Below are 19,189 nucleotides of genomic sequence, written 5' to 3'. Positions count from 1 at the left end.
TTACCCGTTAAAAATTATCTTCATCAAAACGATCTTGGTCGATTTTATAGATATGAAAACTACGTTCTATTTGTACACCTAAACCAAATTCAATCATTAAAGACGTCAGCTTATCGCCATCAATTAAAACAATACCGGATTTTCTTGCCGACTCAATGGCCTCTTTACTGAAACTTGACGTAGTAATGAATACACTCTTCTTAGCAACTTGATCGGCCAAAGCACCTTTAAACTGTTGAATGTCGGGACGACCAACAGTATCTTTCCAACGTTTCGCTTGGATGTAAATTTTATCTAGCCCTAATCGATCTTCACTAATTACACCATCAATTCCACCATCGTTGGTTTTACCAATCGCTTGAGCTGCATCTTGATGTGAACCGCCGTAGCCCATTGCCACCAGAAGATCGACAACCAGTCTTTCAAAAAATGAAGGAGATTTATCTTTTACCATCTGAAGCAAATCACTTTTCAAATCAGATTTTAATAATTCCGTTGTGTTCTGGATTGTTTCTTCTGGAGTCTGAGTTTCTTGGTAACTATTTAGGCTTTCAATAACTTGTAGATTCCCGATCCCAAACTCATCTTTATTTTTCTTTCCTAATTTAAAATCTGAAAATCCGTTGAACTGTGCTAAATATTCATTTGTTATAGCATCTAAACTTTTTAAATCAACCTGTCTACCCAAGCTACTAATCTCACAATATGCTCTCTTCGGTTGTTGAACTAAGCCCGCCTTAACTAAGTAGGTCTTTGCCCATGCCACTCTATCTTTAAATATATTTTTCCCGCTCGGAAGAATTTTATTTAAATCCTCTTCGTGTAAATTGGAACGTTCAGCTAGGATATTCGCAGCATCCGAAATTTTTATTGGCTCATTTAATTCTGATAATAATTTCATTAAAGGCAGCATTAATTGATCATAAGTAGGTAAAGGCATTTTTTAGCTTTTAAAGGTTTATTTTTATTCAGTATAAATCAAAAAAAGAGCGCCGAAGCGCTCTTTTTTATTAGGTTATATCTGATAAACCAGATACTGCCGCGCGCCTAGCGCTTGGCGTAATTTAGGCGGACAGCAGTGCTGTCCGAAACCCCTAAATTACTCCCATTCAATCGTTGCAGGTGGCTTAGACGATACGTCATACACAACACGAGAAACTTCAGCAATTTCATTCATGATACGGGTCGAGATCTTATCGACTAAATCATAAGGAAGATGCGCGAAACGAGCCGTCATAAAGTCCACGGTTTCTACCGCACGCAGTGCAATCACCCATGCATAACGACGGCCATCACCGACTACACCCACCGATTTTACTGGCTGGAATACTGCAAATGCTTGAGCAGTCTTGTCATACCAGCCGCTGGCACGCAGTTCCTGCATGAAAATGTCATCCGCAAGACGTAAAATGTCTGCATATTCTTTTTTCACTTCACCCAGGATACGCACACCAAGACCTGGGCCCGGGAATGGATGACGGTAGATCATGCTGTGTGGCAAGCCTAAAGTCGTACCCAATTTACGTACTTCATCTTTAAATAAGTCACGTAATGGTTCAACCAGTTCAAACGCTAGATCTGCTGGTAAACCACCCACATTATGGTGTGATTTAATCACATGCGCCTTACCCTGCTTGCTTGCAGCAGATTCAATCACGTCTGGATAAATCGTACCTTGTGCAAGGAATTTTACGCCATCTAATTTACGTGCTTCTTCAGCGAAGACAGCAATAAATTCACGGCCAATAATTTTACGTTTTGCTTCAGGATCAACTTCACCTGCAAGCGCAGTCAAGAAACGCTCTTCAGCATCAGCACGAATCACGCGGATACCCATGTTATCAGCAAACATTTGCATCACTTGATCGCCTTCGTTCAAACGAAGCAAACCGTTGTCTACAAATACACAGGTCAGCTGATCACCGATCGCTTTATGCAACAGCGCTGCCACTACAGATGAATCCACACCACCAGAAAGTCCTAGTAATACTTTTTCATCACCAATCTGTTGGCGAAGCTGCTCTACACGTAGATCAATAATGTGTTCTGGCGTCCACAGACCGCGACAGCCACAAATTTGATGCACGAAGTTCGACAGTAATTCTGCACCTTTAGAAGTATGTGTCACTTCAGGATGGAACTGAATACCATAGAAACGGCGAGTTTCGTCAGAAACCATCGCAATTGGACAGCTTGGCGTCTGTGCAGTGATCTGGAAGCCTTCTGGAATACGGGCAACCTTGTCACCATGACTCATCCAGACATGCAGCTGGTTTTCACGGTCCTGTAAATTACCGATCAGCTTGTCACGTACAACAATATCTACTTCTGCATAGCCAAACTCATGCACAGTACCTGGCTCAACTTTACCGCCAAGTTGTTCGCACATGGTTTGCAGGCCATAACAAATACCCAATACCGGCACACCCAGCTCGAATACCACTTGCGGCGCACGCGGGCTGCCCTCAAGGTGAACGCTCTCAGGTCCACCAGACAAGATGATACCGTTTGGATTAAATGCACGAATGTCTTCTTCAGACATATCATAGGCATACATTTCAGAATATACACCAGCTTCACGGACACGACGTGCGATGAGCTGACTATATTGAGAACCGAAATCCAGAATCAGGATACGATCTTCAGTAATTTGAGTATTGGTAGTCATGACGAACAACTATGAAAGGCAAACGAAAGATAAGCGCCGTATTCTAACATTTTTCAGCGCATTAAGCACACAATTCGCATTAGGTATGCATTTAGTTGATTGCATTATATTTCTAGCACAACAAAGCATCCCTTCGGATGCCTTGTTTGATCTGTCATTTTTATATTTTTAAGCTCAAGATTTAATCCAATTAAGTCTATTTTTATAAAAATCTGAAGATAATATGTAAGAGAAATTTTGGCTCGATTGAAGATGAATGAAGCGTTAATTATTTTACTTTCTGGTACTGACTTTCATGCCCCGGGCTGTTAGGATTTGACCACACTTTTGCTTGTACTGGGCTCATGGAACTGATTGATTTTATCTTGCATGTTGATGATCACTTGCTTGAATTTATCACCAATTACGGGATCTGGATTTATGCCATTCTTTTCCTGATTATCTTTGTAGAAACAGGTCTGGTGGTGATGCCGTTCCTGCCCGGCGACAGCTTGCTATTTGCAGCAGGGGCACTGGCAGCCTCTACAGGTGCGATGGATCCATGGGTGCTGATTCCACTCTTGTTTGTTGCAGCAGTTCTGGGTGATACCCTGAATTATCATATTGGTAAATATATTGGTCCTCGGGTTTTCGAGATCGAATCGCGCTTCATCAATAAAAAACATTTATTGGCGACCCAGCAATTCTTTGCCAGACATGGTGGTAAGACTATTATTTTCGCGCGTTTTGTTCCTTTTGCCCGTACCTTTGCACCCTTCGTTGCCGGTGCTGGCAGCATGAATTACAAATATTTCCTGACCTATAACGTGGTGGGTGCATTCGCCTGGATTGGATCATTTGTCATTTTGGGCTATATGTTTGGCAATATGCCGATCATTAAAGACAACTTCACCTATCTAATTTTTGGCATCATTATTTTAAGTGTATTGCCAGGTGTGATTGGCTTTATTCAACAAAAGCTAAAAAAAAGTAAAACAGCTTAAGAACTTTTTACATTAAGATTTTTTACAGCCTGTGCGCTTAATCCCAGAGCTTGATCAGGAGTGGGATCAGACAAAGCAGGATAAATAGAGCCGCGCCTTTATAAATGAGGCCGGCTTTTATTTTTTCAGATGAACTGGTCAAAATGGCCTGACCAAAGACCATCCAGAAAATCCCGACCGGAACGGTGCTCAAGCTAAAGGCAGCAAAAACCAGAACGAAGTTGGTCGGGCTTTGCCAGGTTTCCATCGGTAAAATTCCGGAGGCCAACAGTGCTGCTTTAGGATTTGTTAAGGTAGTCCTAAACATTTGCCAAGGGCGAATCTGCGGATGGTTCTTGCTGTAACGTTCTAACTGCTGAGCCTTATATAAATGTAAGGTCATCCAGCCCACACAGATGGTACTCAGTACATAGACCAAGCCTTTAAAATTTGGCCAGATCGGTGACGCCAGATGAATCAACAAAGCCCAGACATTAATGGCATAAAAATAACCGAGCAAAATGGCAGGAAGATAGAGACTGGTTTTGGCCTGCCCCTGCTGATGAGCGGAACTGGCCACCAAGGCATTGGCAGGCCCTGGAACCATCAGTACAGCAATGAGTCCTAAAACAAATAACCAATTTTCAATCATCGCAATGAACTTTTCCGGGCCAAGGTTGTAGCTTAATCAATATGGAAGTGGGATAACAAGCTTATAAATTTCAGATTTTTATATAGTCTGGTCAATTTCCCGTGAGTTTTATCTTAATTTAAACTGCCCTATTCTTGATGAAAACAATAAAAAATGCCGACCTAAAGTCAGCATTTATCCGTTTAATGTTGAATGATTTATTTAGGCGTCGCCTGCTGAACGATGATCGGACAGTTCTTATAACGCGCGGCCTGTACAATCGCTTCCTGCTCGCCTAAAATCCGTGCCAGTTCGGTTCTTTTGGTATCGGATGACTGTCCCATATTGACCGAAACACTCGGGCCAATACCCCAACCACCGCGACTGCCCCAGCCACCACCAAGACCAACGCCTACACCGACGCCAGTACGTTTCGGTGGCTCAACGCCATTGTCGATATACTGCTGAATACGGTTATATTCACCCTGTAGTTGCGAACAACCCAAAGTCTGATACAGGGTTGGCGACACATAAGTCGGTTTTACCGGCGTTGCACAGGCACTCAGTAATGCAAGTGCAGCAATACTCAGGCTTATTTTCACAAGTTTCATAGCTAACTCGATCTTAATTCTGCTCTATCTCATTGAACAACGATTGATAGGCCTGAGTCAATTTATGATCAGTAGCCAAATGAATCAAAGGCTGATTTTTCTGATGAGATTCTTTCATCAAGATCGACGGTGGCAACATACTGTCGAGGACCGGTAAGCCTTCATCTTTGAGCTGTTGTACCACTTCACGCGGTAATTTGGCCTGTGCCTGAAACTGGTTCACGACAATCCCTTCGATTTCCAGCCCTTCATTATGGTCATCCTGGGTTTCAATGACATTTTCAATCAGGGTCTGTAGGGCACGTTTAGAAAATACATCACAGTCAAATGGAATCAGCACGCGGTTCGCCGCAATGAGAGCAGAGAGGGTAAAGAAATTGAATGCAGGCGGTGTATCAATAAATACCCGGTCATAATGCCCCGACAGTTGTTGCAAGGCATCTCGTAGCTTATAAATCTTGTGCTTGGACTCCAGTGCATGGGCCAATGCACCCAGTGTTGGGCTAGCCGGAATAACATCCAGATGTTTAAAAGAAGATTGATGCACATAGCTTTCCAGACCTTTGCTACGACTTTTTAAAATCGAGCCAATCGCATTACCAAGCAAGCCCTTGCTTTGCTGATTACCGAGTACATCTTCAAAATAGTTTTCGATATTCGGTTCGAGTGCCGGCTTGTCACTAGAATACGTCGCATCATCACCCAGCACATACTGGCTAGAGTTGGCCTGCGGATCCAGGTCAATCAATAAGGTTTTTAAACCCTGATGTGCACTGATCGCTGCCAGATTGACAGTAATACTCGACTTGCCTACCCCACCCTTTTGATTAAATACCACACGTGTACGCATGTCCCCCTCCTCACATTTTTAATTACTTTTACAACATTTGTATTTTCTAATTATTTGCATGGACTGGCTGTGCTGATCATCACAGCCAGCTTGCTTTTAGCCAAAATTTGGCTTGATCATCACCAAAGCCAGAATAGACACCAATGAAACTACAGCAATAACTAAGCCAGCACGACGCTGCGACAGCAAGATCGAATCATCTTTTTTATAGGCTTTGCCTAGAGAGGACACTAGCACCAAAAATAAAATGACTTTGGCATAGAACCAAGGCTGTACATCAAAGTCTTTCAGGACGAGCGATACTATACCGGTCAGTGCAATCACCGTGATAGCTAAATGCTGTAAAGCGACTAACGCTGTACGTGCCACCGGATTAGGTAAATTCCCTTGTGTACCGACAAACAAGGTTAATGCGCGGGCAAGAATGGCGACAATGGCCAGTCCTGCTGCCGACATATGAATAATCTTGACTAAAAGTTGGGTTTCCATCATGTCCTCTTAGTTTTTAGGTGCGTGTGCACAAGCAGGGCTGGTCGTGTCCTGGCCTGCCCATTCTTCAGGCAAAAATGCATGAATAGCCAACGCATGAATCTTATCTTTTGACAGCAGATCACCCGCAGCAGCATAAACTTTCTGATGACGCTGGACTGGACGTAAACCGGCAAAAGCCTGACTCACAATCACGGTTTTAAAATGCGATTCTTTTCCCGGAAAATAACCGCCATGACCCGAAGATTCATTCACCACTTCCAAATGGGTTGGGGATAATTGCGCCAAACGATCTTTCAGTTGTTGTTCTAAGCTCATGGCCTGACTCCAATCTTCAAAAATATAGTTCCAGTATACCTTGTTCTGCCGAGTATTTCGGTAATCTGTTCAGATGCAATCCATTGATTGTGGCGAAAATTTATTGATTTTTATATGAATATTGGTTATTTATTGTCTGGTCTACAGCATTTTGCTTTTATTTTATGCAATTGATGCAAGATTTTTAACAAAGGTGTTGACCACATTTTTGCATGCTGTATTATACACGGCATGCGGGAATAGCTCAGTTGGTAGAGCATAACCTTGCCAAGGTTGGGGTCGGGAGTTCGAGTCTCCTTTCCCGCTCAAAATTTTTTCATTTAGTTTTTTCATTTAAAAAACTTTATAGACTCCGCGGGAATAGCTCAGTTGGTAGAGCATAACCTTGCCAAGGTTGGGGTCGGGAGTTCGAGTCTCCTTTCCCGCTCCAGATTCTAAAAAAGCCCTGATCGAAAGATCGGGGCTTTTTTTATACTGATGTTATTTTTTAAATGATCCTTTCATTTTTATTTCATTCAATAAAAAATTCTTAAAGTACTTTCTGATTTTATAACCAAGATATGACTATGACACTCCTAAGACAATAAAAAAGCCCTCATCAAAAGATCAGGGCTTTTTATATTTCACCAACGCATCAGATGAACTCAAGCTAGCAAACCACTAGCCACAATACAGAGTCCATTTTCAATATAATTAAAAGGTAATTCGCTGATAGTTACGGTATTGCGGTGTCCAGAAATTATGCTCTATTGCTAGCTGTAATTCTTCTACACTAACTTTCGGTGCTACTCCGTCTTCAATCGCAGCAAGCGCTACTTTTAAGGCAATCTGCTTCGAAATTGACTGTAAACAATCCAGATTCGGCAGTAAATCTGCCTGAGGGTCTTTCAGTTTCGGAGAACAGTCCGCCAAGGCATTACTCGAGGCCATCAGCATATTATCTGTGACACGTTTCGCACCTGAAGCAACTACACCCAGACCGATACCCGGAAAAATATAAGAGTTATTGCATTGGGAGATATGATGAATCTGTCCCTGATAATTCACTGGTGCAAATGGGCTACCTGTCGCAATCAATGCTCTGCCATTGGTCCATTGCAAGATATCGGCCGGAACAGCTTCTACGCGGGAAGTCGGGTTAGATAAAGGGAAAATAATCGGCTGTACACTATTTTCAGCCATGGCTTCAATCACTTCCTGAGTGAATAAACCCGGCTGTCCAGATACGCCAATCAATACCGTCGGTTTGGCACGCTTAACTACATCTAGCAGAGAAATCATGCTCTCTGCATCTGCCCAGCTTTCTACATTTTCAAGAGGCTGTGCCAGTTTGCGCTGGAAGTCCAGTAAATTCGGCTGATTCTCTGTGATCAGACCAAAGCGGTCGACCATAAGCACGCGTGCACGCGCTTCAGCATCACTCAAGCCCTCAGCAACCATTTGCTTAATGATCTGTTCTGCAATCCCGCAACCGGCTGAACCAGCACCCAGGAAAGTAACTACCTGATCTTTAAGCTGTTTGCCTGCTGCGCGCGAAGCAGCAATCAGGCTGCCCACAGACACTGCTGCGGTGCCCTGAATATCATCATTGAAACAACAGATTCGATCACGATACTTTTCCAGTAAAGGCATGGCATTTTTCTGTGCAAAGTCTTCAAACTGAATTAAGGCATCTGGCCAGCGCTGTTGAATCGCCTGAATCACCGTCTCGACAAAAGCATAGTATTCATCGCCGCTGATTCGCGGTTCACGCCAGCCCATATAAATCGGGTCATTCAACAACTGCTGATTATTGGTACCGACATCAAGAGTAATCGGTAAGGTATAGGCCGGACTGATCCCGCCACATGCGGTGTAGAGTGCCAGTTTTCCAATGGGAATCCCCATACCACCGATGCCTTGATCTCCAAGACCCAAAATGCGCTCACCATCTGTAATCACAATCACTTTCACGTTCTTTTTATTGATATTGTGAATAATCTGGTCGATCTGATCACGGTCAGGATAGGAAATAAAGATCCCACGATGACGGCGATAAATATCAGAAAAGCGCTGACATGCCTCACCCACAGTCGGGGTATAGATAATCGGCATCATCTCACTGAGGTGATTTTCAATCAGATGGTAAAACAGGGTCTCATTGGTATCCTGAATATTCCGCAAATAAATATGCTTGTTAATATCACTGCTAAAAGCACAATACTGCTGATAAGAACGCTGACTTTGTTCTTCAATCGTCTCGGTGACATGAGGAATCAAGCCATGCAAGTTAAAGCTTCTACGCTCTTCTTCAGAAAATGCAGAGCCTTTATTGAGTAGTGGGAGTTCTAGCAGAGTATTTCCAGCATAAGGAATATATAAAGGGCGTTTACTGTTCAAATTTTCTCTGGGCATTATTTAACTCATCTAATCAATCTTCGGCAGTTCTGCCAAAATAGTCACATCACTTTGTTTATTTTATATAGCTTAGCCTGATTTTAAGCTGTTAGGTCATTTAGTAAATTGATAATACTTTTAGCAGGATTTTATAATCTGATAACACTCTTTTTTTAGCATACGTTCGGGGTTGATTTTAACATGAACCGGTATTGGTTTTATTAATCCAAATAAGTAGCAAGATCTGTTTGACAAAAAACCTCAGCTCATCAAGGATAAAGCATAAATTTAATAAGATGAACGAGTATAAAAATGAGTGAACTGCAACCGCTTTATCAGCTCGATATTCTGGGGACAGGCTATGAACAAGCGACCTTAAACTTTCCCGATGATTATGAGGGCAAAGTCGTAGCAACCCTGATCCGTAAAAAAGCAGCCCAACCCACAAAAAAAGCAGTTCTATATATTCACGGCTTTATCGATTATTTTTTTCAGACCGAAATGGCAGAGCGCTTTAATCAGCATGGTTTTGATTTTTATGCGCTGGATTTGAGAAAATACGGCCGTTCGATTCTGCCGCATCAAAAATATTATAACGTGTATGACCTTGCTGAATATGATGCAGAAATTACCCAGGCACTCGACATTATAGCAGCCGAGGGTCACGATGCTGCCCTGCTCTGTGGTCATTCTACCGGCGGCCTGACCACGACCCTGTATGCGGCACATCATCCGCAGCATTCTTTAATTAAAGCACTTTGGGTCAACAGTCCATTTTATGACTTCAATATGAATCCGATTAAACGTGCGCTTGGCATTCCGCAACTGAGCAGACTGGCCAAAATTTTTCCCAATCTTAAATTTCCAAGCGAGCTAAACAAGTGGTATGCCACCAGCCTGCATAAGGATTTAAAAGGTGAATGGGACTTCAGTCTGGACTGGAAAAAGACCCGCTACCCGATGGTTCGGATCAGTTTTATTCGTGCCATTCATAAGGCACAGAAAGAAATTCATCACGGTGTTCAGCTCGATGTTCCGGTACTGATCATGCATTCGCATCAGACTTTATATCCTAAAAAATGGGGCAAAGCGGCGCAGAGCAGTGATGTAATTCTAGGCATTAAAGACATTCAGAAATATGCCAAAAAAATTAAAGGCGATGTCACGGTTCAAAGTATCCGGAACGGTTTACATGATCTGGTACTTTCAGAGCAATCTGTGCGTGAGCAGGTTTATCAGCAACTGTTTCAATGGCTGCATGACAAAGGGCTTTAGATAAATGCGAAAGGAGAAATGAAACTTGCCCTCATTTCTCCTGCTTGGCTTCTTTTGAATCCTTATTAGGTTGGAATGTAATTAAGCACATTGAAAATATGCCAATTTTTCGATGGTTTATAAGTGCTATAAACCCTTGTTTTTAAATTTAAGACTTGAGAATTTATAACTTTTATTCTTCTACTGCTTGTCTCCAAATATTGTCTTTTGTAGCAAGCCTGTAAACAAACAACCGCCCGTCTTTTTCCCTCTTTATAGTAGAGCTGAATGCAGAAGCGCCTATATTTTTTGATCGGCAACATGCGCTCGACCTGCACCACTAACAATCATATAAAGGAATAGATTATGCGTTATGCAGACCCCAATACTGACGGTTCAAAAATCCAATTTAAAACACAATACGATAATTTCATTGGCGGCGAATGGGTCGCTCCGGTCAAAGGTGAATACTTTGACAACATCTCTCCGGTAGATGGCAAAGTCTTTACCAAGGTTCCGCGTTCTTCTGTAGAAGACATTGAATTGGCCCTGGATGCAGCGCACAAAGCCAAAGAACAATGGAACAGAGCATCGCCGACCACCCGCTCCAATATTCTGTTGAAAATTGCAGATCGTCTGGAACAAAATCTGGAAATGTTGGCGGTGGCAGAAACCTGGGACAATGGCAAACCGATCCGTGAAACGCTGGCTGCCGATATTCCGCTGGCTATTGACCATTTTCGTTATTTTGCCGGCTGTATCCGTGCTCAGGAAGGCGGCATTTCCGAAATTGATGAAGATACCATTGCCTACCATTTCCATGAACCGCTTGGTGTAGTCGGACAAATCATTCCCTGGAATTTCCCGATTCTGATGGCCGCCTGGAAACTGGCACCCGCCCTGGCTGCAGGCAACTGTATTGTGCTGAAACCTGCAGAACAGACCCCGGTCAGTATTCTGGTTCTGGCTGAACTGATTCAGGATATTTTGCCACCGGGTGTCCTGAATATCGTCAATGGTTATGGGGTTGAAGTCGGTCGCCCGCTAGCCACCAACCCACGCATTGCCAAGATTGCCTTTACCGGTTCAACCGCAGTGGGTCAGCTGATCATGCAATATGCGACTGAAAATATTATTCCGGTGACTCTGGAACTTGGCGGTAAATCACCAAACTTGTTCTTTGCCGACATTATGGATCAGGAAGACGATTATCTGGACAAGGCACTGGAAGGCTTTGCCATGTTTGCCCTGAACCAGGGTGAAATCTGTACCTGCCCTTCCCGGGCCTTGGTACAGGAAAGTATTGCCGATGAGTTTTTAGCGCGTGCAGTAGAACGGGTACAACGCATTAAAACCGGTCATCCACTGGATACTGATACTATGATTGGCGCGCAAGCTTCTCAGGAACAGCAGGACAAGATTCTGGGCTGTATTGCCACTGGCCGTGAAGAAGGTGCACAGATCCTGACTGGCGGTGAAGCACGTCAGGAAGTCGGTCAAGGTTTCTATATTGAACCGACCATCTTTAAAGGCACCAATGACATGAAGACCTTTCAGGATGAAATCTTCGGACCTGTACTGGCTGTGACCACCTTTAAAGACTTCGACGATGCGATCAAGATCGCCAACGATACGATTTACGGACTCGGTGCCGGTGTCTGGTCACGTTCGGCAAATACCACCTACCGCGCTGGTCGTGCTATTCAGGCGGGTCGGGTGTGGACCAACTGTTATCACATCTATCCTGCGCATGCGGCTTTCGGTGGTTATAAAAAATCAGGCATTGGACGTGAGAATCACAGAATGATGCTAGATCATTATCAGCAAACCAAAAACTTGCTGGTGAGCTATTCAACCAAACCGGCAGGTTTTTTCTAAACAACCTGATGATTAAAAGCGGGCTTCGGTCCGCTTTTAATCCCCTATTTTTTAAAAATTTTTAATACTAGGTAAAATTTCCCAACATTGTTCGTCCAGAATTCCATTGAATGACTGACAATGAATAAAAATACTTTCTAAAAACACCTTAATGTCTGAGCTTATGTTGATTTCACCTAAGTTTCTCATTTTTTATGCTTTTTAATTGCTCAAAAAACCTGCATAAAGCCCAGGCTTTCATTTAAAGTCGGCTTTTCATGTTTATCAAGACTGTGTATAACAATGAACCACTAGAGGGAAAGCAATAAGCATAGGCAAAATTGCGCAAAAAGCGTTAGACTATGTACCCAATAATGTCATGATTCGGTCTGATCAAGATCAAAAAAGAAGGTGAAGGTTGATGCCGCTCAATACTGTTGAAGAGCTTGTAGCAGATATCCGTGCAGGAAAAATGGTCATCCTGATGGATGATGAAGACCGTGAAAATGAAGGCGATTTAGTGATTGCTGCCACACACGTACGTCCTGAAGACATCAACTTCATGATCACCCATGCACGTGGTCTGGTCTGCCTGACTTTGAGTAAAGAGCGTTGCCAGCAGTTGAATCTGCCGTTAATGGTAGATGCCAACGGCGCCCAGCATGGGACCAATTTCACCCTGTCGATTGAAGCGGCTGAAGGTATTTCTACCGGTATTTCTCCGGCTGAACGTGCGCACACGATTCAAACTGCTGTGGCTGCTCATGCCAAACCGGCAGATATTGTACAGCCAGGACATATCTTCCCGCTGATGGCGCAGCCAGGCGGTGTCTTGCACCGTGCCGGACATACTGAGGCAGGTTGTGACCTTTCCCGTTTAGCAGGACTGGAACCGGCTTCTGTGATTTGTGAAATCATCAATGAAGATGGCACCATGGCGCGCCGTCCGGATCTTGAAGTGTTTGCTGAAAAGCATGGCCTGAAAATCGGAACGATTGCCGATCTGATTCATTACCGCATGACCAATGAACAGACGGTTGAGCGTATCGATCAGCAAAGTATTGATACTGAATACGGTAGCTTTGACCTGTATCGCTATCGTGAACTGGGCAACCCGGATATTCATTTGGCCCTGGTCAAAGGTGAGCCTAAAGAGGGCGTGACCACGGTGCGTGTACATGGTTTTAACCCGACCCGTGACTTGCTCAAACTGAAAAAACAGGATGGCGAGCCGGCCTGGAACCTGGATCGCGCCCTGAAAGAAATTTCCAACAGTGATCGTGGTGTACTGGTCTGGATTGGTCAACGCCATTTACAGGATTTGGGTCCAGCATTAGATACCCTTAAAGCACCAAAAAATGTAAAATCAAATTCTGCACTGTCTCAGCAGTATCAGACCATTGGTGTGGGTGCACAAATTTTGCGTGATCTAGGCGTTGAAAAAATGAAGCTGCTCAGCTCTCCATTGCGTTTCAATGCCCTGTCAGGCTTTAACTTAGAAGTGGTGGAATACATCACCGCACAACAAACATCTTAAGAAATTATCGAGGTTGTTATGGCAGTTCGCCGTATTGAAGGTATGTTACATCTCGCGAACGAAGACCGTTATGCGATTTTAGTTGGTCGTTTTAACAGCTTTGTGGTTGAACATCTGTTAGAAGGTGCCATTGATACATTGAAACGTCATGGTGTATCAGAGGATAATATCACTGTTGTTCATGCACCTGGTGCCTGGGAACTTCCTGTAGTTGCGAAAAAACTGGCAGCTTCAGATCGTTTCGATGCCATCATCGCGCTTGGCGCCGTGATTCGTGGTAGCACGCCTCACTTCGATTTCGTTGCAGGCGAATGTGCCAAAGGTTTGGGCGTGGTTGGCCTGGACACTGGCTTACCTGTCATTAACGGTGTACTCACTACGGACAGTATTGAACAAGCGATTGAACGCTCTGGAACAAAAGCAGGCAATAAAGGTAGCGAAGCTGCCCTGACTGCGATTGAAATGGTTAACTTGTTAAAGGCTATTTAACGCTATGTCGCAAACACTTCAAGCAACTTATGCAGCAAAACGTAAAGCACGTCGCTTTGCTGTACAAGGAATTTATGAATGGCAAATGAGCCACAATCCGGTGCATGAGATTGAAGCACGTACGCGTGTGGAAAATGCCATGCACAAAGTGGATCTGAGCTATTATCATGAATTGTTGACTCAAGTGGTTGCCAATCATGAAGCATTGGATGCGCTCTTAATCCCGGTACTCGATCGCGAACTTTCAGCACTTGACGGTGTTGAACTTGCGACCCTTCGCCTTGGTGCATATGAACTCAAAGAACATCTTGAGATTCCATATCGCGTCGTTCTAGATGAAGCGATCGAGTTGGCTAAACATTTTGGCGGTGCCGATAGCCATAAATACATCAATGGTGTATTGGATCGTTTAGCGACAACTTTGCGTGCAGCAGAAAAACAGCAATCTAACTAATAGCGTAGATTTGTTGTATGGCTGAATTTTCGATTATCGACACCTATTTCAATCGCAAGAATGCCAATTCTGTCGATCTGGGCGTCGGTGACGATTCAGCCTTGCTCACCCCCCCTCCTCAGCAACAACTGGTCATCTGTGCCGACACCCTGGTTGCTGGACGCCATTTTCCAATAGACACCGATCCGCATGCGATTGGCTGGAAATCTGTGGCTGTCAATTTATCTGATATTGCCGCGATGGGCGCAACCCCGCACAGTATTTTACTCGCATTGAGCCTACCCCAAATTGATCATGACTGGCTAAAAGCTTTTAGTCAGGGTTTGTACGATTGCTGTGATCAATTTGGCGTGAACTTAATCGGTGGTGATACCACTCAAAGTCCTCATTTAACCCTGTCTGTTACTGCATTAGGCTGGGTGGACATTGGTCAAGCCATTACACGCTCAGGTGCAAAACCGGGTGATTTGATCTGTGTCAGTGGAACTGTCGGTGATGCAGCTTTTGCACTACAGCATCTTGGTCATCCACTACAAAAACGTCTGGACTATCCAACGCCACGTTGTCAGCTCGGTGCCGCCCTAAAAGGTCTGGCGCATAGCATGATTGATATCTCGGATGGTTTGGCACAAGATCTTGGACATATTCTCAAAGCTTCTCAAGTCGGTGCAAAGCTGCAACTCGAAAACTTACCGATCAGTCCTACCCTGCATGCCTTAAACAATGAGCAAAAATGGCAATATGCCCTCGCTGGTGGCGACGATTACGAATTATGCTTTACAATAAGCCCGCAAAATTACGAAAAATTATTGCAAAAACAACTTGATGTTTCGATTAGTATAATCGGCACAATTCAGCAGCAACACGGCTTAACTTTTGAAAAAGATGGCGTAGATCATTCACTTCAATTTAATGGGTATCAACATTTTGCATAAACCTGTGATTAATTTTAAAGCCATGTCATGGATCGACCGACTGATTGTCTTTAGTGGGGTTGGTTTTGGTTCCGGTCTGGCACCTAAAGCACCCGGTACATTTGGGTCGGCCTTTGCACTTTTATTTATTCCTATTTGGCTGCATCTTGGTTTTCTAAACAGTGTTTTTGCCATTGCTATCATGTCCCTGATTGGCATATATATCTGCGGACATACTGCCAAGGTCATGGGTGTTCATGATGATGGCCGCATCGTCTGGGATGAATTTGCAGGACAATCCATCACATTTTTGCCCCTGATCTACTTAGGCCAGATGAACTGGTTATGGTTATTCATCGGTTTTGCGCTATTCAGATTATTTGATATCTGGAAACCTTGGCCGATCCGGGTGGTTGACCGTCAAGTGGACGGTGGCTTCGGCATCATGCTGGATGACATTATTGCCGGCCTTTGGGCAGCTATTTGTATTTTGCTTTATTTTTACTTCACCGTGGCATAAGCCATATTTAGGATTAGAACATGTCAACGACTGTTATTATTCTTGCTGCAGGTAAAGGCACGCGCATGCGTTCAAGCTTACCGAAAGTATTACAACCTCTTGCAGGACGTCCTTTACTGGGTCATGTCATTGAAACGGCAAAAAAATTAAACGCAGATAATATTATTACCATTTATGGTCATGGTGGTGACCTTGTTCAAACAGCATTTGCACAACAGGATATTAAATGGGTAGAACAGGCTGAACAGCTGGGTACCGGACATGCGGTGCAGATGACCTTGCCTGTACTGCCTCACGACGGCGTATCGCTGATTCTTTCCGGCGATGTACCGTGCATTAATCCTGTGACCTTGCAAAAATTACTCGATGCCACCGCAGAAATCGGTATTGGTCTGGTGACGCTTACCCTGCCGGATGCGAATGGTTATGGTCGTATTGTCCGTGAAAATGGTGAAATCCAGGCTATTGTTGAGCACAAAGATGCTTCCGAAGAGCAACGTCAGATTAAAGAAATCAATACCGGTATTTATGCGGTCAGCAATGCCAAACTGCATCAATGGCTGCCAAGTTTAAGTAATGACAATGCTCAAGGTGAATATTACCTGACGGATATCGTCGCGATGGCTTTGGCAGATGGTATGCAAGTTGCATCTGTAGAACCTGAGCAGGCTTTTGAAGTTGAAGGGGTAAATGACCGGGTGCAGTTGGCTGCTTTAGAGCGTCAGTTCCAGGCTTATCAAGCAAAACAGCTGATGCAGCAAGGCGTACATCTGATTGATCCAAGCCGCTTTGACTTGCGTGGCAATTTGACTGTCGGTCAGGATGTCCGCATTGATATCAACGTGATTATCGAAGGTGATTGCGAGCTGGGCGACAACGTTGAAATTGGCGCTGGCTGTATTATCAAGAATACCAAGATTGCAGCTGGCACCAAGGTTCAGCCATATAGCATTTTCGATAGCGCCATCGTGGGTGAAGATACCCAAATTGGACCTTTTGCACGACTACGTCCGGGTGCACAACTGGCCAATGAAGTACATATTGGTAACTTCGTTGAAGTCAAAAATACCACGATTGGTTTAGGCTCTAAAGCCAACCACTTTACCTACCTGGGTGATGCAGAAGTTGGCAGTGGTGCAAACATCGGTGCAGGAACCATTACCTGTAATTATGATGGTGCAAATAAATTTAAAACGATTATTGGTGATCAGGCCTTTATTGGCTCGAACAGTTCATTAGTGGCACCTGTGAAAATTGGCAATGGCGCCACTGTAGGTGCAGGCTCAACGATTACCCGTAATGTGGAAGACAACTGTTTGGCAGTAGAGCGCTCTAAGCAATTTGCCAAAGAAAACTATCCACGTCCGCAAAAAATCAAGAAATAAGGGAAATAAATATGTGTGGTATCGTTGGTGGCATTGCAGAACGTAGCATTACCAATATTTTGATCGAAGGCTTAAAACGCCTGGAATACCGGGGTTATGATTCAGCAGGTTTGGCACTGATTAATAATAGCCAGGTCCTGCGTGAACGCCGTGTCGGTAAGGTCGCAAACCTTGAACAGGCGGTGAATGAATCCCAGATTAGCGGTTCACTCGGCATTGCGCATACACGCTGGGCGACCCATGGCAAACCGACTGAAGAAAATGCCCATCCGCATATTTCTGAAAATGTGGCAGTGGTGCATAACGGAATTATCGAAAACTATCAGGAACTCAAAGATGATCTTGAAGCTTTGGGCTATGTGTTTACCTCACAGACTGATACTGAAGTGGTTGCCCATCTGATCAATGATGCACTGAAATCTACCCCGAGCCTGTTAGAAGCTGTACGCCAAGTGGTTCCGCAATTGAAAGGTGCCTATGCACTGGGCATCGTACATACTGACCACCCGGATGAACTGATTACCGTGCGTGAAGGTTCTCCACTGGTGATTGGTGTCGGGATTGGTGAAAACTTCATTAGTTCAGATCAATTAGCCTTACTTCCAATTACTAACCGTTTTATCTACCTGGAAGAAGGTGATATTGCCCGTTTGACCCGCACCACCATTGAAGTCTTTGTCGATGGTCAGCTGATGGATCGTCCGGTCAAGGAACTGGATGCTGCGGTCAGCAATGCGTCTAAAGGTGAATACAAGCACTATATGCTCAAAGAAATTTATGAGCAGCCTGAAGCGATTAAACAGACCATTTCCCAAGCCTTAAATGGCAATGACCTGCGCGAAGACTTCCTTGCCAGTGCGGAACAAGACTTTTCAAAAATCCAGCAAATCCAGATTATTGCCTGTGGTACCAGCTATCATGCCGGCATGATTGCCAAATACTGGTTTGAACAGCTGATTGATCTGCCTTGCCAAGTCGAGATTGCCAGCGAATTCCGTTATCGCACGCCGGTGATTGTGAATCACACGCTATATGTGTGTATTTCCCAATCTGGTGAAACTGCTGATACTTTAGCTGCATTACGTGATACACAAAAACGTGCGGCAGCTAAAGGCCTGGACATCACTACGATGACCATCTGTAACGTAGCAACCTCTTCGATGGTGCGTGAAACTCAGCATAGTCTATTGACACTGGCAGGCCCTGAAATTGGTGTGGCTTCAACCAAAGCCTTTACCACCCAGCTTGCTGCATTGATGCTGTTGGTACTCAAAATCGGTTCTGTGAAAAATACTATTTCTACAGAACAAATGACGGAGATCACCACAGAACTTTGGCATACGCCTAAAGTGATTCTGGATACCTTGCGTCATGACGATGAAATTTTACGTCTCTCTGAATTGTTTGTTGAGAAGCAGCATTGCCTGTTTTTGGGCCGTGGTACGCATTTCCCGATCGCTCTGGAAGGTGCACTCAAGCTGAAAGAAATTTCCTATATTCACGCTGAAGGTTATGCTGCAGGTGAGCTGAAACATGGGCCATTGGCACTGGTCGACAATGACATGCCGGTGGTGATTCTGGCGCCACAAGATGACATGCTGGACAAACTGAAATCCAATATGGAAGAAGTTCAGGCACGTGGTGGTGAACTGTTTGTTTTTGCTGATGAACACAGTGGCATTAAAGCCAAAGAGCGCAAGCACGTGGTACATATTCCATCAGTAAATGCAGTACTGGCACCGATTGTGTATAGCATCCCGGTGCAGTTACTCTCTTATCATGTGGCAGTGCTACGTGGTACGGATGTGGATCAGCCACGCAACCTGGCAAAATCGGTTACTGTAGAATAATTAAAATTGAATCGAGGCTGAGAA

Annotated in this window: 18 protein-coding genes and 2 tRNA genes; 12 read left to right on the top strand and 8 right to left on the bottom strand. The window is 44.2% G+C overall.

The features are described 5' to 3' along the window. Positions 1–7 precede the first annotated feature (7 nt). A complete protein-coding gene (locus tag MWG72_RS09685; protein ID WP_247143926.1) occupies positions 8–940 on the bottom strand; it encodes a restriction endonuclease in 933 nt (310 codons plus the stop codon). A gap of 159 nt (positions 941–1,099) precedes the next feature. Continuing rightward, positions 1,100–2,668, bottom strand: a complete 1,569-nt coding sequence (gene guaA, locus MWG72_RS09680) for a glutamine-hydrolyzing GMP synthase (RefSeq protein WP_005245345.1) — start codon at positions 2,666–2,668, stop codon at positions 1,100–1,102. A gap of 344 nt (positions 2,669–3,012) precedes the next feature. Between guaA and MWG72_RS09675 the strand changes: the two genes are divergently transcribed. Further along, positions 3,013–3,651, top strand: coding sequence for a DedA family protein (locus MWG72_RS09675; protein WP_121979887.1), 639 nt, complete (start codon positions 3,013–3,015; stop codon positions 3,649–3,651). Positions 3,652–3,688: 37 nt separating this feature from the next. Here the strand turns inward: MWG72_RS09675 and MWG72_RS09670 are convergent, their stop codons facing one another. The 5 genes from MWG72_RS09670 to MWG72_RS09650 form a co-directional block, all read right to left on the bottom strand. Continuing rightward, a complete protein-coding gene (locus MWG72_RS09670) occupies positions 3,689–4,282 on the bottom strand; it encodes a threonine transporter RhtB (protein WP_121979886.1) in 594 nt (197 codons plus the stop codon). Positions 4,283–4,479: 197 nt separating this feature from the next. After that, positions 4,480–4,872, bottom strand: coding sequence for a hypothetical protein (locus MWG72_RS09665; protein WP_247143925.1), 393 nt, complete (start codon positions 4,870–4,872; stop codon positions 4,480–4,482). 13 nt (positions 4,873–4,885) lie between these two features. Continuing rightward, positions 4,886–5,722 carry a ParA family protein gene (locus MWG72_RS09660; RefSeq protein WP_004280959.1) on the bottom strand — a complete coding sequence of 279 codons (837 nt, stop codon included), beginning with the start codon at positions 5,720–5,722 and terminating at the stop codon, positions 4,886–4,888. 96 nt (positions 5,723–5,818) lie between these two features. Beyond that, positions 5,819–6,211, bottom strand: a complete 393-nt coding sequence (locus MWG72_RS09655) for a SirB2 family protein (RefSeq protein WP_005108384.1) — start codon at positions 6,209–6,211, stop codon at positions 5,819–5,821. A gap of 9 nt (positions 6,212–6,220) precedes the next feature. Continuing rightward, entirely contained in the window at positions 6,221–6,529 is a 309-nt protein-coding gene (locus MWG72_RS09650) for a BolA family protein (protein ID WP_004280957.1), read from the bottom strand. A 233-nt stretch (positions 6,530–6,762) separates the two neighbouring features. Here MWG72_RS09650 and MWG72_RS09645 point away from each other — a divergent pair. Both MWG72_RS09645 and MWG72_RS09640 read left to right on the top strand, forming a co-directional pair. After that, a tRNA-Gly gene (locus tag MWG72_RS09645) sits at positions 6,763–6,835 on the top strand. A 48-nt stretch (positions 6,836–6,883) separates the two neighbouring features. Then, positions 6,884–6,959, top strand: a tRNA-Gly gene (locus tag MWG72_RS09640). A gap of 263 nt (positions 6,960–7,222) precedes the next feature. On the opposite strand, the gene MWG72_RS09635 is transcribed toward MWG72_RS09640, so the two are convergent. Continuing rightward, positions 7,223–8,923: an NAD-dependent malic enzyme gene (locus tag MWG72_RS09635; protein ID WP_148334873.1), complete on the bottom strand. Its 1,701-nt coding sequence runs from the start codon at positions 8,921–8,923 to the stop codon at positions 7,223–7,225. Between the two features lie 294 nt (positions 8,924–9,217). Here MWG72_RS09635 and MWG72_RS09630 point away from each other — a divergent pair, with 294 nt between their 5' ends. From MWG72_RS09630 to glmS, 9 genes are all read left to right on the top strand, one after another. Next, positions 9,218–10,180 (top strand): alpha/beta hydrolase, encoded by a 963-nt coding sequence (locus tag MWG72_RS09630; RefSeq protein ID WP_247143924.1) that lies wholly within the window; start codon positions 9,218–9,220, stop codon positions 10,178–10,180. A 345-nt stretch (positions 10,181–10,525) separates the two neighbouring features. Further along, complete coding sequence (gene exaC, locus MWG72_RS09625; RefSeq protein ID WP_247143923.1) at positions 10,526–12,037, top strand: acetaldehyde dehydrogenase ExaC; 1,512 nt, start codon at positions 10,526–10,528, stop codon at positions 12,035–12,037. 400 nt (positions 12,038–12,437) lie between these two features. Next, positions 12,438–13,553 carry a bifunctional 3,4-dihydroxy-2-butanone-4-phosphate synthase/GTP cyclohydrolase II gene (ribBA, locus tag MWG72_RS09620; protein ID WP_005105068.1) on the top strand — a complete coding sequence of 372 codons (1,116 nt, stop codon included), beginning with the start codon at positions 12,438–12,440 and terminating at the stop codon, positions 13,551–13,553. An 18-nt stretch (positions 13,554–13,571) separates the two neighbouring features. Beyond that, entirely contained in the window at positions 13,572–14,042 is a 471-nt protein-coding gene (gene ribH, locus MWG72_RS09615) for a 6,7-dimethyl-8-ribityllumazine synthase (RefSeq protein WP_004280926.1), read from the top strand. Positions 14,043–14,046: 4 nt separating this feature from the next. After that, a complete protein-coding gene (gene nusB, locus MWG72_RS09610) occupies positions 14,047–14,496 on the top strand; it encodes a transcription antitermination factor NusB (RefSeq protein WP_004280924.1) in 450 nt (149 codons plus the stop codon). Between the two features lie 17 nt (positions 14,497–14,513). Next, positions 14,514–15,431, top strand: a complete 918-nt coding sequence (gene thiL, locus MWG72_RS09605) for a thiamine-phosphate kinase (protein ID WP_247143922.1) — start codon at positions 14,514–14,516, stop codon at positions 15,429–15,431. After that, the gene (locus MWG72_RS09600) at positions 15,409–15,930 is read left to right on the top strand and encodes a phosphatidylglycerophosphatase A family protein (protein ID WP_247143921.1); all 522 of its coding nucleotides are present in this window, start codon (positions 15,409–15,411) and stop codon (positions 15,928–15,930) included. The genes thiL and MWG72_RS09600 overlap by 23 nt, the downstream gene beginning before the upstream one ends. A gap of 20 nt (positions 15,931–15,950) precedes the next feature. Continuing rightward, positions 15,951–17,315, top strand: a complete 1,365-nt coding sequence (gene glmU / locus MWG72_RS09595) for a bifunctional UDP-N-acetylglucosamine diphosphorylase/glucosamine-1-phosphate N-acetyltransferase GlmU (protein WP_247143920.1) — start codon at positions 15,951–15,953, stop codon at positions 17,313–17,315. Positions 17,316–17,326: 11 nt separating this feature from the next. Further along, positions 17,327–19,165: a glutamine--fructose-6-phosphate transaminase (isomerizing) gene (gene glmS / locus MWG72_RS09590; protein WP_247143919.1), complete on the top strand. Its 1,839-nt coding sequence runs from the start codon at positions 17,327–17,329 to the stop codon at positions 19,163–19,165. Positions 19,166–19,189 lie beyond the last annotated feature (24 nt).

The organism is Acinetobacter lwoffii (genome assembly GCF_022967985.1).
GTDB lineage: Bacteria > Pseudomonadota > Gammaproteobacteria > Pseudomonadales > Moraxellaceae > Acinetobacter.
Note: the sequence above shows the minus strand (reverse complement) of the source record. Positions and strands in the feature narration are given on the sequence as shown.

What these genes read in the sequence shown, in the direction of transcription:
- MWG72_RS09685 (WP_247143926.1), bottom strand. Translation starts at nt 940, where the DNA reads ATGCCTTTACCTACTTATGATCAATTAATGCTGCCTTTAATGAAATTA.
- guaA (WP_005245345.1), bottom strand. Translation starts at nt 2,668, where the DNA reads ATGACTACCAATACTCAAATTACTGAAGATCGTATCCTGATTCTGGAT.
- MWG72_RS09675 (WP_121979887.1), top strand. Translation starts at nt 3,013, where the DNA reads ATGGAACTGATTGATTTTATCTTGCATGTTGATGATCACTTGCTTGAA.
- MWG72_RS09670 (WP_121979886.1), bottom strand. Translation starts at nt 4,282, where the DNA reads ATGATTGAAAATTGGTTATTTGTTTTAGGACTCATTGCTGTACTGATG.
- MWG72_RS09665 (WP_247143925.1), bottom strand. Translation starts at nt 4,872, where the DNA reads ATGAAACTTGTGAAAATAAGCCTGAGTATTGCTGCACTTGCATTACTG.
- MWG72_RS09660 (WP_004280959.1), bottom strand. Translation starts at nt 5,722, where the DNA reads ATGCGTACACGTGTGGTATTTAATCAAAAGGGTGGGGTAGGCAAGTCG.
- MWG72_RS09655 (WP_005108384.1), bottom strand. Translation starts at nt 6,211, where the DNA reads ATGGAAACCCAACTTTTAGTCAAGATTATTCATATGTCGGCAGCAGGA.
- MWG72_RS09650 (WP_004280957.1), bottom strand. Translation starts at nt 6,529, where the DNA reads ATGAGCTTAGAACAACAACTGAAAGATCGTTTGGCGCAATTATCCCCA.
- MWG72_RS09635 (WP_148334873.1), bottom strand. Translation starts at nt 8,923, where the DNA reads ATGCCCAGAGAAAATTTGAACAGTAAACGCCCTTTATATATTCCTTAT.
- MWG72_RS09630 (WP_247143924.1), top strand. Translation starts at nt 9,218, where the DNA reads ATGAGTGAACTGCAACCGCTTTATCAGCTCGATATTCTGGGGACAGGC.
- exaC (WP_247143923.1), top strand. Translation starts at nt 10,526, where the DNA reads ATGCGTTATGCAGACCCCAATACTGACGGTTCAAAAATCCAATTTAAA.
- ribBA (WP_005105068.1), top strand. Translation starts at nt 12,438, where the DNA reads ATGCCGCTCAATACTGTTGAAGAGCTTGTAGCAGATATCCGTGCAGGA.
- ribH (WP_004280926.1), top strand. Translation starts at nt 13,572, where the DNA reads ATGGCAGTTCGCCGTATTGAAGGTATGTTACATCTCGCGAACGAAGAC.
- nusB (WP_004280924.1), top strand. Translation starts at nt 14,047, where the DNA reads ATGTCGCAAACACTTCAAGCAACTTATGCAGCAAAACGTAAAGCACGT.
- thiL (WP_247143922.1), top strand. Translation starts at nt 14,514, where the DNA reads ATGGCTGAATTTTCGATTATCGACACCTATTTCAATCGCAAGAATGCC.
- MWG72_RS09600 (WP_247143921.1), top strand. Translation starts at nt 15,409, where the DNA reads ATGGGTATCAACATTTTGCATAAACCTGTGATTAATTTTAAAGCCATG.
- glmU (WP_247143920.1), top strand. Translation starts at nt 15,951, where the DNA reads ATGTCAACGACTGTTATTATTCTTGCTGCAGGTAAAGGCACGCGCATG.
- glmS (WP_247143919.1), top strand. Translation starts at nt 17,327, where the DNA reads ATGTGTGGTATCGTTGGTGGCATTGCAGAACGTAGCATTACCAATATT.